This window comes from Rhodoferax sp. RT4P68, from assembly GCF_056521305.1.
The window spans coordinates 410197-422689 of the sequence record NZ_JBWMBB010000005.1 but is presented as its reverse complement, the minus strand read 5'-3'; the positions used below and the strand labels follow the sequence as shown (position 1 = coordinate 422689).

14 protein-coding genes and 1 pseudogene are annotated in these 12493 nt (G+C 67.5%); 5 read left to right on the top strand and 10 right to left on the bottom strand.

Annotated elements, in window-relative coordinates; all coding sequences use genetic code 11:
- Nucleotides 1-101 precede the first annotated feature (101 nt).
- Entirely contained in the window at nucleotides 102-437 is a 336-nt protein-coding gene (locus tag AC099J_RS13980; protein ID WP_479615858.1) for a PIN domain-containing protein, read from the top strand.
- Nucleotides 438-442: 5 nt separating this feature from the next.
- Here the strand turns inward: AC099J_RS13980 and AC099J_RS13975 are convergent, their stop codons facing one another.
- The 4 genes from AC099J_RS13975 to AC099J_RS13960 form a co-directional block, all read right to left on the bottom strand.
- Nucleotides 443-874: a PIN domain-containing protein gene (locus AC099J_RS13975; protein ID WP_479615857.1), complete on the bottom strand. Its 432-nt coding sequence runs from the start codon at nucleotides 872-874 to the stop codon at nucleotides 443-445.
- A gap of 3 nt (nucleotides 875-877) precedes the next feature.
- Nucleotides 878-1204 carry a type II toxin-antitoxin system Phd/YefM family antitoxin gene (locus AC099J_RS13970; RefSeq protein ID WP_479615856.1) on the bottom strand — a complete coding sequence of 109 codons (327 nt, stop codon included), beginning with the start codon at nucleotides 1202-1204 and terminating at the stop codon, nucleotides 878-880.
- 65 nt (nucleotides 1205-1269) lie between these two features.
- Nucleotides 1270-1644, bottom strand: coding sequence for a PfkB family carbohydrate kinase (locus tag AC099J_RS13965; protein WP_479615928.1), 375 nt, complete (start codon nucleotides 1642-1644; stop codon nucleotides 1270-1272).
- Nucleotides 1542-2588, bottom strand: coding sequence for a homocysteine S-methyltransferase family protein (locus tag AC099J_RS13960; protein WP_479615855.1), 1047 nt, complete (start codon nucleotides 2586-2588; stop codon nucleotides 1542-1544). Before AC099J_RS13960 ends, AC099J_RS13965 begins: the two co-directional genes overlap by 103 nt.
- Before the next feature lie 144 nt (nucleotides 2589-2732).
- Between AC099J_RS13960 and recQ the strand changes: the two genes are divergently transcribed.
- Both recQ and AC099J_RS13950 read left to right on the top strand, forming a co-directional pair.
- Complete coding sequence (gene recQ, locus AC099J_RS13955; RefSeq protein WP_479615854.1) at nucleotides 2733-4667, top strand: DNA helicase RecQ; 1935 nt, start codon at nucleotides 2733-2735, stop codon at nucleotides 4665-4667.
- A gap of 244 nt (nucleotides 4668-4911) precedes the next feature.
- Complete coding sequence (locus AC099J_RS13950) at nucleotides 4912-6063, top strand: sensor histidine kinase (protein ID WP_479615853.1); 1152 nt, start codon at nucleotides 4912-4914, stop codon at nucleotides 6061-6063.
- Nucleotides 6064-6072: 9 nt separating this feature from the next.
- On the opposite strand, the gene AC099J_RS13945 is transcribed toward AC099J_RS13950, so the two are convergent.
- Nucleotides 6073-6408, bottom strand: coding sequence for a hypothetical protein (locus tag AC099J_RS13945; RefSeq protein WP_479615852.1), 336 nt, complete (start codon nucleotides 6406-6408; stop codon nucleotides 6073-6075).
- A 326-nt stretch (nucleotides 6409-6734) separates the two neighbouring features.
- Between AC099J_RS13945 and AC099J_RS13940 the strand changes: the two genes are divergently transcribed.
- The gene (locus AC099J_RS13940; protein WP_479615851.1) at nucleotides 6735-7328 is read left to right on the top strand and encodes a Clp protease/crotonase-like domain-containing protein; all 594 of its coding nucleotides are present in this window, start codon (nucleotides 6735-6737) and stop codon (nucleotides 7326-7328) included.
- A gap of 257 nt (nucleotides 7329-7585) precedes the next feature.
- Here AC099J_RS13940 and AC099J_RS13935 read toward each other — a convergent pair whose 3' ends face one another.
- Entirely contained in the window at nucleotides 7586-8974 is a 1389-nt protein-coding gene (locus tag AC099J_RS13935) for a type II toxin-antitoxin system HipA family toxin (protein WP_479615850.1), read from the bottom strand.
- Entirely contained in the window at nucleotides 8964-9347 is a 384-nt protein-coding gene (locus tag AC099J_RS13930; RefSeq protein WP_479615849.1) for a helix-turn-helix domain-containing protein, read from the bottom strand. Before AC099J_RS13930 ends, AC099J_RS13935 begins: the two co-directional genes overlap by 11 nt.
- A 308-nt stretch (nucleotides 9348-9655) precedes the next feature.
- Between AC099J_RS13930 and AC099J_RS13925 the strand changes: the two are divergent.
- A pseudogene (locus AC099J_RS13925) lies at nucleotides 9656-9823 on the top strand (Fic family protein); the annotation flags it as partial.
- 18 nt (nucleotides 9824-9841) lie between these two features.
- Here AC099J_RS13925 and AC099J_RS13920 read toward each other — a convergent pair.
- The 3 genes from AC099J_RS13920 to AC099J_RS13910 all read right to left on the bottom strand — a co-directional run bounded on the left by AC099J_RS13920 (nucleotide 9842) and on the right by AC099J_RS13910 (nucleotide 12484).
- Entirely contained in the window at nucleotides 9842-10633 is a 792-nt protein-coding gene (locus tag AC099J_RS13920) for an SDR family NAD(P)-dependent oxidoreductase (protein ID WP_479615848.1), read from the bottom strand.
- Between the two features lie 242 nt (nucleotides 10634-10875).
- Nucleotides 10876-11550, bottom strand: a complete 675-nt coding sequence (locus AC099J_RS13915) for a VOC family protein (RefSeq protein WP_479615847.1) — start codon at nucleotides 11548-11550, stop codon at nucleotides 10876-10878.
- A gap of 10 nt (nucleotides 11551-11560) precedes the next feature.
- Nucleotides 11561-12484 (bottom strand): alpha/beta hydrolase, encoded by a 924-nt coding sequence (locus AC099J_RS13910; protein WP_479615846.1) that lies wholly within the window; start codon nucleotides 12482-12484, stop codon nucleotides 11561-11563.
- Nucleotides 12485-12493: the final 9 nt, after the last annotated feature.

Below are 12493 nucleotides of genomic sequence, written 5' to 3'. Positions count from 1 at the left end.
CGTGGCAGGGGGCCACGGCCGCGCGTCGGCAGTTTCATTCACCTGCGCTGCCCTGTATATACAGATTAACCCGTAACCTGCACCGAGTTGGAGAGGCGGCGGTGTTCATACTGGTGCGCGGGGCACCAGAAGGCTGTATGGACAGGGTGGGCCCGGTGAATGCAGGGGGCGTCAGCAGGATGCGTGCCAGTCCGTCAATGGCCGCCGTCTCACGACTCGACTTGTATGAACAGTTCGAAGTCGTCCAGGTCACACCGGCCATCATCCGTGCCGGGCTGGACCTGCATCAGACACGCAGCATCGCGTTCAATGACGCGCTCATCGTCGCCAGCGCGCACACGGCGGGCTGCAGCGTGCTGTACAGCGAAGACCTGAACACCGGTGAGCGCATGGGGCCGGTGCGCATCGTCAATCCGTTTGTTGCCTCAGCCGCCTGAGCGCGCTATTCGTCAAACCAGTTGGCCAGCTTCAGGCCCGGGATGCCCTGGAAGTGGCGCGTGTTGCGGGTCACGAGTGTCAGGCCCTGGGCCAGGGCGCAGGCGGCGATCTGCGCGTCCGGCTCGGCCAGGGGGCGGCCGCGTGCCTGCCGGGCGACCCGCAGTTCCGCATGGCGGCGGGCCGTCAGCTCGTCGTAGGCCAGCCTGGGCAGTGCGCCAGGCACGGCATGGACGAAGCGCAGCAACGCGTCCTTGCGCTGGCCTTCGGGTAGTCGCAGCACGCCGAACAGCAGTTCGTGCCACACCACCATGGGTATCGCCGAAGCGCCCGCGTGTGCTGCAAAGGCTTGCAGCACCAGAGCCGATGGCTGCGGGCGCGCCAGCTCCGAGACGACGTTGGTGTCCAGCAGCCAGCGCAGCGTGGGGGTCGTCGCCACGGGTCAACGCTTGGCGCGTGCTGTGCCGGGTGCGGATGCCGGTACGGCCCAATCCACGGCACGGGTCGGCCGACGGTCACGCACGTCGGCCCATGGATCGGGTGCATCTGCCGCTTCGGCCAGAGCTTCTGCATGGTCGGCGCGCCATGCCTGCAGCCGTGCCGCCGGGTTGTCGCCTTGTGCCAGGAGCCGCTGGTACTGCGCCACGGACATCAGCACGGCAGCGGCCTGGCCGCGGCGCGAGATCATGACGGGCTCGCCACCCTGATCCAGCGCGCTGAGAGTTTCGGCCAAGTGCGCCCGTGCTTCGCTGAAGGGGATGGTGTTCATGGCGGATTTCAGTGCGTTGAAATGTACAGATGAATTGTACAAACCAAAGGTGTCGCTCGGTACAACTAGCCAGCGACAAACGACTCCACCTGCGCCGCCGTCGGCATTCCCCCAACGGCTCCGCGCCCCTGCACCGACAGCGCTGCCGCCGCGTTGGCGCGCACCATCGCCTGCTCGATCGGCAGGCCGCGCGCCAGGGCCGCAGCCAGCGCGCCGTTGAAGGTGTCGCCAGCGCCGATGGTGTCGACGACGGCGTCCACACGCCAGCCGGGCACGGCCAGCGGCGCTTGGCCCGCTCGCCACAGGCAGCAGCCGGCCCCTTCAACGCAGGCTAGCCCTACGCCGCCTCTTTGTAAAAATAGCTGCGCTGCAGCGCACGCGCCGGCAGCGGCGAGACGGCCTGCGCAATCGCGGCGATGTGGTCGGGCGTGGTGCCGCAGCAGCCGCCCACGATGTTGACCAGGCCCTCGGCCGCAAACTCGCGCACCAGCTTGGAGGTGTCTTGCGGCGCTTCGTCGAAACCGGTCTCGCTCATCGGGTTGGGCAGGCCGGCATTCGGGTAGCAGCTGATGAAGGTGTCGCCCGCCACGCGGTTCAGCTCCTGGATGTAGGGCCGCATCAGCGCCGCACCCAGCGCGCAGTTCAGGCCGATGGCCAGCGGCTGCGCATGGCGCACGCTGTGCCAGAAGGCGGTGACCGTCTGGCCCGACAGGATGCGGCCCGATGCATCGGTCACCGTGCCGCTGATGATCAGCGGCAGCCGTTCGCCCGAGGCTTCAAAATATTCATCCACCGCAAACAGCGCGGCCTTGGCATTCAGCGTGTCGAAGATGGTCTCGACCAGGATCACGTCGCTGCCGCCTTCGACCAGCGCCTTGGTCTGCGCGTAGTAGGCGGCGCGCAGCTCCTCGAAGCTGATGTTGCGCGCGCCGGGGTCGTTCACGTCGGGGCTGATGCTGGCCGTCTTGGGCGTGGGGCCGAGTGCGCCGGCGACGAAACGGGGCTTGTCCGGCGTGCTGAACTTGTCGCACGCCGCGCGCGCCAGCTGCGCCGAGCGCAGGTTCATTTCGTCGGCCAGGTCGGCCATATCGTAGTCGGCCTGGGCCACGGTGGTGGCGCCGAAAGTGTTGGTCTCGATCAGGTCGGCGCCGGCGGCCAGGTAGCCTTCGTGGATGGCGGTGATCACGTCGGGCCGCGTCAGGCTCAGCAGCTCGTTGTTGCCTTTTACATCGCGCGCGAAGTCGGCAAACCGCTCGCCCCGGTACTGCGCCTCGGTCAGCTTGAAGCGCTGGATCATGGTGCCCATGGCGCCGTCGAGGATGGCGATGCGTTGCGACAGGATCTCGGGCAGCTGCTGGGCGCGGGTGTAGGGCGGGGTCTTCATGGTCGGCCGATTGTAGAAAGTGGCCCGCATCACCGCCGCGCAGGGGGCATCGGCGCTGGCAACTGGATTTTTTGACAGGACAATACGCGGCATGAGAACCCAGCATTCCCGCCCACGGGCCCGCCGGGCCGGGGCCACGACGTGATGGCCCTGGCAACGCAAGACGCGCAGTCCGTGCAAGCCGTGCCGCTGGCCATCCTGCAGGAGACCTTCGGCTACCCGCAGTTCCGTGGCCCGCAGCAGGCCATCGTCGAGCATGTGGTCGCTGGTGGCGATGCGCTGGTGCTCATGCCCACCGGCGGTGGCAAGTCGCTGTGCTATCAGATCCCCGCGATCGCGCGCCAGCGCGCAGGCCACGGCGTGACCATCGTCGTCTCGCCGCTGATCGCGCTGATGCACGACCAGGTGGGAGCGCTGCACGAGGCGGGGGTCGACGCCACCTTCCTCAATTCCACGCTCGACTGGAACGCCACGCTCGATGTGGAACGCCGCCTGGCCCGCGCCGAGACCACGCTGCTCTACGCCGCGCCCGAGCGCCTGACCACGCCCCGTTTTCTGGACCTGCTCGACGCGCTGCATGCACGCGGCAAGCTGAGCCTGTTCGCCATTGACGAGGCGCACTGCGTGAGCCAGTGGGGCCACGACTTCCGCCCCGAATACCGCGCGCTGACCGTGCTGCACGAGCGCTATGCCGGCGTGCCGCGCATCGCACTCACGGCCACGGCCGATGCGCTGACGCGAGCCGACATCGTCGAGCGCCTGCAGTTGGAGGATGCGCAGCAGTTCGTCAGCAGCTTCGACCGCCCCAACATCCGCTACGCCATCGTCGAGAAGAAGGAGGCGGTGACGCAGTTGCTGCGCTTCATCGAGCGCGAGCACGCGGGCGATGCCGGCGTTGTCTACTGCCAGTCGCGCAAGCGGGTCGAAGAGGTGGCGCAGACGCTGGCCGGTGCCGGTGTGCGCGCGCTGCCCTACCACGCGGGGCTGGACGCCGGCATGCGCCAGCAGCACCAGGACCGCTTTCTGCGCGAGGAGGGCGTCGTCATGGTGGCCACCATCGCCTTTGGCATGGGCATCGACAAGCCCGACGTGCGCTTCGTCGCGCACCTGGACATGCCCAAGAACATCGAGGGCTACTACCAGGAGACGGGCCGCGCCGGCCGCGATGGCGAGCCGGCCAACGCCTGGATGTCCTATGGCCTGCAGGACGTGGTGAACCAGCGCCGCATGATCGACGAGAGCCCGGCCGGCGAAGAATTCAAGCAGGTCATGCGCGGCAAGCTCGATGCGCTGCTGGCGCTGGCCGAAGCCACCGACTGCCGGCGCGTGCGGCTGTTGCACTACTTCGGTGAGCGCTACCAGCCCCGGGGGCGCACCGCAGACGACGAGGGCGCGCCGCCCTCGATGCGGGCGGTCTGCGGGAACTGCGACAACTGCCTGTCGCCGCCTGACATCTGGGACGGCACCGACGCCGCGCGCAAGCTGCTGTCCACCATCTACCGCGTGCAGCAACAAAGCGGCATCAGCTTCGGCGCCGGGCAGATCATGGACATCCTGCGCGGCAAGGTGACCGAGAAGGTCAAGCAGTTCAACCACGAGCAGCTGAGCACCTTCGGCATTGGCGCCGAGTTCAGCGAAGCGCAGTTGCGCAGCGTACTGCGCCAGCTGGTGGCCACCGGCGCGCTGGAGGTGGATGCCGAGAAATTCAACACACTGCGCCTGACACCCGCCTCGCGCAGTGTGCTGAAGGGCGAGGTGGCGGTCCAGCTGCGTGAATCGGTCACGGCGCCGCCCAGCCGCTCGCCCCGGCGCAGCGCGCGCACCGTCCGCGTGCCGGCCGCTGCCGCGCAGATGGACGGGGTTGGCCAGGCCCGCTTCGCCGCGCTGAAGGCCTGGCGCGCCGAAGTCGCCAAGCAGCACAACCTGCCGGCCTACGTGATCTTCCACGACGCCACGCTGGCCGCCATCGCCGCCCGCGCGCCGCAGACGCTGGAAGACCTGCAGGGCATCAGCGGGATCGGCGCGCGCAAGCTGGAGGCGTATGGCGAAGAGGTGTTGCGCGTCAGTGCCAGTGGCTGAGCGTCTGGGCGGCGGGGAGCCGGCAGTCGCCCCGCCCGCGTTCCGCGCCGTGCGTTGCAGCGCGGCGCGTGCGCCTACGTGCAGGCCGACACCGGGCCGACAGCGGGGTGGCGGCGTTGCCGGCAAACTGTACGGTCCACAACTGCGCCGAAAGATGGCATGACAGCCTTGACGACGCGGCTCACGCACGGCTTGAGTCCGCGCTTATCGCCCGAGCTGCTGACCCACTTCGCCTGGCCTGCCGATGCTCGCTGACGCTGACAACCCCGCGTTTGTCCAGCGACTGCTGGCCGCCTTCTACGCGGGCGATTCCGGCGAGGCCGTGATCGTTCTGGACCGCAACGCCATCGTGATCGGGTGGTCCCGATCCAGCGAACTGCTGTTGGGGTGGACGGCGGAAGAGGCCACCGGCCAGAGCATCTCGACCATCTTCACGCCGGAGGACCGTCACCGCAAGATCGACTTCTTCGAGCTCGATGTGGCGAGGGCCAGCGGCCATGCAGAAGACGATCGCTGGCATTTGCGGCGTGACCAAAGCCGTGTCTGGGTCACCGGCGCGCTGTCATGCGTGCGCGATGAGCACGGCGAGGTGTTGGGCTTCGTCAAGGTCTTGCGCGACCGGACCGACCTGCGGGCCAAGATCGAGCGCCACGAGGCCGAACTCGGTGCGCTGCAGGAACAACTGCAGCGCCAGCAGTTGTTCCTGCACACGCTGGGGCATGAGCTGCGCAACCCGCTGGCCCCGCTCTCCATGGCGGTGCATCTGCTCGGTGCGCGCGAGACGGCGCCCGCGTCGACGCAGGCGTTGCAGGTCATCCGGCGACAGATCACCGTGCTGAAGGGGCTGGCCGACGACTTGATGGACTTGGCGCGCGCGCACCACAACGGCTTTGATCTCGTGCTGGAGCGCGTGCACGTGCAGCGGCTGCTGGAGGACGCTCTGAATGATCTGCAGCCTGCGGCCCAGGCCAAGGGCATCGCGCTGAGCGCCGTGCTGCAGCAGGGGCCGATCGAGCTGCAGGCCGACCGGCGCCGCCTGACGCAGGTGGTGCTGAACGTGCTGGGCAATGCGCTCAAGTACACGCCCTCGGGGGGCGCCGTGTTCCTGAAGGCCGGCGAGGAAGTCAACGAGGTCGTGATCCGCGTGGAAGACAGCGGCATCGGCATCGGTGCGGACATGCTGCCACGCATCTTCGACTTCTTCACGCAGGACGCTGGCGCCAGAAAGATGGCGCCAGGTGGCCTGGGCGTCGGCTTGGGGCTGGTGCGCGAGATTGTCGAGCTGCACGGCGGCACCGTGGCCGCGCGCAGTGCGGGCCCCGGCCAGGGGTCGCAATTCACGGTGCGCCTGCCGCTGCGGCGCCCCGACCCACTGCCGCCGCCAGCGCTGGTCTGAGCGCGCCGGTCAGCCGATCTTGCGCAGGCTGGACAGCGCGACTTCGCCCTGGGCCGTCGAGAACATCGGGCTGCTGCCGGAACCCTGGCCGCTCTGGCTCTGGCTGACCCCTGAAATCTCCAGCTCACCGGTGTCGTATTGCTGCACGGCGCCGCCCTGGCGAACGGCCAGGCGCCGCTGCTGTGGGAAGAAGGCGTATTGCAGGTCGTTCTGCCCGCCGCTGGACGAGGGGTTCGAGAGGCCGTCGGGCCACCAGGCATCGCCTCCCTGCATCGGCTTCATCGGTGCCATGGGTTGCATGGGCTCCATCGGCTTCATCGGTTCCATTGGCTTCATCGGTTCCATCGTGCGCTCCCGCGTGGTCAAGGCCATGAGTCTGCGCCAGGCGCTGTGCGCAGGTGTCAGGGCCCAGCGGATTGCGACGTAGGCTGAGCTCGCCTCGCACTGTGGCGGGTCCCTCAGTGCAGGCGCGCACCGGCCGCGACGGTGCCCGGGTGCTGCGCTGGCGCTCCTGAGCAGGGTCGCGGCCGCAGCTTGCCTTGCGGTGTGCGCCCGCACCTACCTGTGTGCTGACCACTTGACGACAGCCGCCCGCGGCTGTTGTTCCCATAGTGGACTTGCCAGAGACCTTTCGAAGGACTCCCATGCAAGCATTGACCACTCCTGACGCCATGACATCCACCACACAGAGCATCCCCAGCCTGGCCCCGCACATCCGGCTGTTCGGCCATGTCGACGGCGGCATGCTGAGCGAGTTCTTCCGCCAGCAGCACGACGCGCCCCGGGACGAGCCGGTGGTCTTCGAGCTCAGCACCCTGGGCGGCGATCCCGACATCGGCCGGCGGCTCGCGCAGGAGATCCGCCTGTGGCGCGAGCACCGGCAGGTGGACGTGTACTTTCTGGGCAAGACGTTTGTCTATTCGGCCGGCGTGACCATCATGTCGGCGTTTCCGGTGAACCGGCGCTTCATCACAGAAGACACGGTGCTGCTCGTGCACGAACGCAAGATCACCAAGACCGTCGAGCTCAAGGGTGCGCTGCGGGCCTGCCGGGCGCTGGTGGAAGATGTGCTGGCGCAGCTTGAATCGGGCCAGCGGGTGGAAGACCGCGACTTCGTCCGGCTGGTGCAGGGCAGCAGAATGTCGCATGCAGACCTGCGCGAGCGCGTGCTCGCGCGCGACTGGTATGTGCCTGCGGCGCAGGCGTTGGAGCTGGGGTTGGTGGCGAACATCATCGATGACGCCGGGTTGGTGCGCGCGGCTTGATGGCGCCGGCTTGCCCGACCAGCCTGCGACTACACCCGGCCGATCAGAAACCGCTGCGGCATCAGTTCGTTGAACGGAAAGTGTGCACCTGCAGCCGCGCATCGGCGTCGGCCGGCAGCAGCGGCGCGGCGGCGGGGAAATGGTGCGGCTTTTTCGCAGAGTGCATGACAAGCCGTTTCCAACCCGTCGGGCTGCACCATGCCAGCGGCCTCATCGACCACGGCCCCACGATGCTGGTCGAACGGCTGCGTGACGGGTCAGCCTTCGAAGGACCGGAGGGCCTTGGCCAGTTCCGGGGAGGTGAATGCCTCCAGGCGACGAAATGCGCCTTCCAGGTGCGACATGTCACTGCCTGAGGCATTGAAACGTTCGAAGTACGCCTTCCAGCTCCTGGCCGCCACCCAGACTTCATGCACGGCGCGAAGCGCTTCACGTTCACGGGCGAAGTACGCCGGCCAGCGCGTCATCAGGTTGTCCAATGTCGCCAGCCGGCCCTGGTCGCCAAGCTCCAGGTGCAACAGACGCTCGTGCGCCACGGTGTTCATGGGAAGGACGTCGTACAGGGGGCTGAGCCTCCAACCCTTGGCCGCAACGTCATAGATGAAGGCGTGGTTGCGCAGGTGGTCGTCGTTGTTGTTGGCAAAGATGTTCAGCGCCTGCCGCTTGAACAGATCCCGAAGATCGCGCTCGATGAACGCTGGCACGGCTCGGGCGCGCAGCTGCTGGGCCAGGGCGTGGTAGGAGCTGTTGCGGGCGTCGTACTCGTCCATCCCCATGAGGGTCATGGCCGAGCAGAACCCGATGCGGCCTTCGATCACGGGCGAGTCGTGTTCGGTCGGCACGGGCTCCCAGCTTTCCTGGCCCGCCGGCAGCACAGCGCCGGGCGCAGCCCAGTAACGGTCGAAGCGCCGGATGAACAAGACCCGCGCGCCACCCGCGTCGATGACGTTCACCGGGGGCACCCGCAGGCCTGCCGCGCGGGCCAGCGCCAACGTGCCGGCTTCGAGCACCGCGTTGCAGGCACGGTCGGACTTCGAGGGGAATTTGGCCAGCCACAGCACACCTGCGGCATCACGCACGGATGCTTTTGGCCGGGCTCCGCCGGCGCTGCCCAGGCCGTCGAAGCAGTTGGCCAGGTCCTCGCCCACGGGTTCGTCGTTTTCGATGCGGTCTGCCGCCTCCAGCAAGCGGGCCAGCCCCACCTCGCCTGCCGCAGAGTGCTTGGCGGGGGTCGCGATGTCCTTGCGCACGTCAAGGGCGCCGACGCGGTCCACGCCGGCCTCCAGAAGGTAGGCCACCTCGGGAAGTGTGCCGCTGCCCACCTTGAGCTTGTTCTCGATGACGCGACGTCCCCAGGCGTCGGGTGCGGCATCTCTCAGCCCGCCGAACTCTGCGTGGCCCGGCAAGGTGAATCGCTTGACGCCACCTTCGGCCTTGGCCAGGGAAAGAGTGACCGGGTCGACTTCGATGGCGTTCGGGCGCGCCAGGTACCGTCGCCCATACGCAAATGTGGGCGCTTGCGTGTTCAGGTCCTCCAGTAGCCCGGCGGGCACGAAGTCGTTTGCGCCATCGACGCCGGCAAGGTGCGCAAACACCGCGACCTCGCCAGGTGGTTTTGCGTAGGGGTTGGGGGGCTTAGAAGTCATACGGGTCGCGTTCTTTGGCGGGCGACGTTGGTGCCGGCTTCTTTTTGCGCACTCGTTCGCGCAGGGCGGGAGATTTCGGCGCAACGGATGTTGCGGTCAGCGGCAAATGGCCCAACGCACCGGCCTGCGCAACCTGCAGATGCTGTCGCATCGGGTGGTGCGCCAGCTTGTTGCGCACCGCGCTGGACTGACCCAGCAGCAGCCCGACCAGGGACAGCTCTGGTTCGATCGCATGCAGATAGCGCAGCACCTGCGTCAGGGTGCGGCTTTCGTCGCCCTTCTCGATGAGCACGGCGGTGGAGCGCGAGACACCGGCCCGCGCGGCGACCTCGCTTTGGGTCATCTCGTGCGCCTTGCGCAGCTCCTGCAGCATCAGGCCGATGTGTTGAGCTTCAGCCAAACGGCTGGGGGGTGTGCGCAGTGTTTCGTCGTACTTCATGGCTTCGCTGGTGGATTTGGTGGCTCAGGACACACGGACGCCGGCTGGCCTATCGCGTCCCACCTCGAAAACAAATGTGCCGTCTGCAATCCCGGCCCTTACGAGATTTAATGACTGTTATTGGAGACAATTTAGCCAACTGTATTGCGCAAGACAAGCCTTGATCATTGATCAAGTCTGTCATTTCAGTCTTTAAACACATTAAAGGGTGCGATTGCGTACATCCCTTGTTGAAACTTCGGATGCCGTCCCGTCGTTCTGGCGGAAGGTTTCGCGTGGCGGCGACTGGCGGCAGGTCTCAGCAGTTGGCGCGCGTGGAGCATTTCCGCACGGCGCATTTGCGGCCTGCACTGGCTCGCGGTCTGGTCGAGATGACCTTGCCCGATACGCCGCGCAGCAGCAAGCAGCGCTACCGCCTGACGTCGCGCTCAGGCGTTTTCGGCGGTGCCTGGCTCGGCCATCTTGCGGTGCTGTTCGGCCAGCACCTGCGACGGTGTGACCTTGGCGACCATGACCTGCAGCTTGTTCTTGAGCCCGGCGACCACATCCGCTTCGCCGTCCATCATGGCGCGGAAACCCACGGCGGCCACTTCGGCCGGGTCCATCTTGTCCTGCGAGCCCACCTTGGTATCGAGCATGTCGGCGCGCACGAAGAAGTCGGTGTCCGTCACGCCCGGCATCAGGCAGGTCACGGTCACGCCACTGTCCTTCAGCTCGTTGCGCAGCGCCGCCGCGAACGAGTCCACAAACGCTTTGGATCCGTTGTAGACGGCCTGGAATGCTCCCGGCAGAAAGCCTGCGATGGAGCCCGTGATGAGGATCCTGCCCTGGCCGCGCCGGCACATCAGCGGCGCGGTGCGGTGCAGCAGGTAGAGCGTGCCGGTGATGTTCGTGTCGATCACGTGCCGGATGTCCTTGAACTCCTGCTCCAGAAAAGCCTTGCCGAGCCCGTGGCCGGCATTGGCGAGCAGGGCGTCCACCGGGCGCTGCGCCACCAGCTGCATCAGGCTTTCGACGCCCTCCTGGCTCGCCAGGTCGCACTGGATCGACTCCACCGCGGCGCCGAGCGAGCGGCAGTCGTCCGCCGCCTCGTCCAGGGGCTGGTCTGCTGCCAGCACCAGATCGAAGCCGTTCTCCGCGCAGCATTTGGCCAGGTTGAACCCGATGCCGGACGACGCGCCGGTGACGACGGCAAGGGGCTTGATGGGTGGTGTGGACATGAAGGCTCCGGGGAGATGGCAGGGCTTCCACTGTCTGCCTGCGCGCCAGGGCCAAGGATCGGCTCGTGCGCCGTTCCCATGTGCGCGGGCGCCTACCATCGCCCCCACCGCAGACGGCCGACAGGGCCGCGCGTAGCGTGTGACGCTTGGGGTCTGACGGCGCTTGCAGCGCTGCAAGCGCTGGCTATTGCCGCCGCACACCGGCACTCGTCACGCCGCCATGGGTTCCGGTTCGACGCTGGCTACAGGCGGCCAACCAGCGACGCGCGCTGCGACAGTTCAATGAAGTTCCCGTCAGGGTCACGCACGAAGGAGACGATGGCGACATCGCCCAGGCGCTTCGGCGGCGCACCTTCGCCGCCGCCGCGGGCCAGCACGGCACGGTGCTCGGCCGCGCAGTCGGTCACCTGCACCGTCAGGTAGCGCCAGCCGTAGCCGCGCCAGCTGTGCGTGGGCTGCACCGTCGCGTCCTCGCGCACGAAGACGCGGGTGTCGCCGCACAGGTACACGCCGGGTGCCGGCGACGGGCACTGCAGGACGTGGCGCCAGAACCATTCGTGCGCTTCGCGCTTGCGCACGCGCAGATCGATGCCGATGCCAGTGACGCCGTCGTGCCCCGGCGGTACCAGGGTGACGCCGTTGCCGTCCGGGTCCGACAGCCGCTGGGGCACGCGGGTGACAGCCGTGGCGACACGCACGCCGGCAATGCCCGACGGGTCTGCCTCGGCGAGTGGCTCCCGCGCGTGGTTGACCTTCAGCACCGATCCGTTCAGATGCAGGCGGTGTTGGTGCACGCCTGCGCCCAGCTTCAGGCAGTGGTCGTAGGGCAAGCCCACCACGTCGCGCCAGAACGTCAGCTGCGGCTCGATCGAGCGTGCGAAGAGACCCACGTCGAGGTGCGGTTTGGCAAGCTGCATGGCGGATCGGTCACAGATGTGTGGCGAACCAGTCGAGCGCCGCCGCGCTGCCTGCCTCGAAGCCATCGAAATAGATGCCGTAGTGGTCGATGCCGGGGATGACCGTGTAGCGAACCGGCACATGCGCTTGGCCCGTCAGCATCTCGTAGGCCTTGCCGCTGCTGTCTCGGATGTCGAACAGTTCCTCATTCCCCGCGTCCAGCATCAAGGTGGGAACCTTGAGCTTGTGGACTTCGCCGATCGTGTCGTGCTGCAGAAACCTGGCCAGGTGCGGCGTGCCCGCCAGCCGCGGATAGAACTCGGTGTCGATATCCTGGGGCACGGCGGCGATCGTTCCCCTGGCGATGTCGATGGCACGCTGCTGGCAGTGCGCGCGCATCGGCTCCTTCACGCCCGAGAGGTAGGCCACCTGCACCGCCAGCGCCCGGACGCGCGCGTCGTTCGCTGCGGTGTGCATGGCGATGCCGCCGCCGTAGCTGGTGCCCCAGGCGCCGATGCGCTGGGGGTCCACGCCCGGTTCTCCTTCGATGTAGTCGATGGCGGCGCGAAAGCTCTGCCGCCACTCGACCGGGTCGACCAATTCGCGGATGAAGCGTACACGGGCCACCGCCTCGTTGTGCTCGTCCAGCACGGGCTGGTCCCCCACCAGCACCACCCTGCTGCCCGAGGCGCCCCAACCGCTGTGGCTGAAGCACAGGCTCACGATGCCGGCCGCTGCGAACTTCGCGGCATAGCGTTCTGCGGACAGCTTGGTGCCGCCCCAGCCGTGGCACAGCACGACGGCGGGCGCGCGCTCGCGCGTGTCGACATCCTTGGGGCGGTAGAGGTCGGCGTCGAGCGGGACGCCGTTGCTCCAGATGGTGACGGTGGTGCGCTTCACCGTGGGCGGCATGACCAGCGGCGGGTATTGGATGGCAGGTTCCTTGAGCAGCATGGCTTGTTC

Bases quoted from the DNA above. Each gene is read 5' to 3' on its own strand.
- AC099J_RS13970 (WP_479615856.1), bottom strand. From the start codon at position 1,204: ATGAACACCATCCCCTTCAGCGAAGCACGGGCGCACTTGGCCGAAACT.
- AC099J_RS13960 (WP_479615855.1), bottom strand. From the start codon at position 2,588: ATGAAGACCCCGCCCTACACCCGCGCCCAGCAGCTGCCCGAGATCCTG.
- recQ (WP_479615854.1), top strand. From the start codon at position 2,733: ATGGCCCTGGCAACGCAAGACGCGCAGTCCGTGCAAGCCGTGCCGCTG.
- AC099J_RS13950 (WP_479615853.1), top strand. From the start codon at position 4,912: ATGCTCGCTGACGCTGACAACCCCGCGTTTGTCCAGCGACTGCTGGCC.
- AC099J_RS13945 (WP_479615852.1), bottom strand. From the start codon at position 6,408: ATGGAACCGATGAAGCCAATGGAACCGATGAAGCCGATGGAGCCCATG.
- AC099J_RS13940 (WP_479615851.1), top strand. From the start codon at position 6,735: ATGACATCCACCACACAGAGCATCCCCAGCCTGGCCCCGCACATCCGG.
- AC099J_RS13935 (WP_479615850.1), bottom strand. From the start codon at position 8,974: ATGACTTCTAAGCCCCCCAACCCCTACGCAAAACCACCTGGCGAGGTC.
- AC099J_RS13930 (WP_479615849.1), bottom strand. From the start codon at position 9,347: ATGCTGCAGGAGCTGCGCAAGGCGCACGAGATGACCCAAAGCGAGGTC.
- AC099J_RS13920 (WP_479615848.1), bottom strand. From the start codon at position 10,633: ATGTCCACACCACCCATCAAGCCCCTTGCCGTCGTCACCGGCGCGTCG.
- AC099J_RS13915 (WP_479615847.1), bottom strand. From the start codon at position 11,550: ATGCAGCTTGCCAAACCGCACCTCGACGTGGGTCTCTTCGCACGCTCG.
- AC099J_RS13910 (WP_479615846.1), bottom strand. From the start codon at position 12,484: ATGCTGCTCAAGGAACCTGCCATCCAATACCCGCCGCTGGTCATGCCG.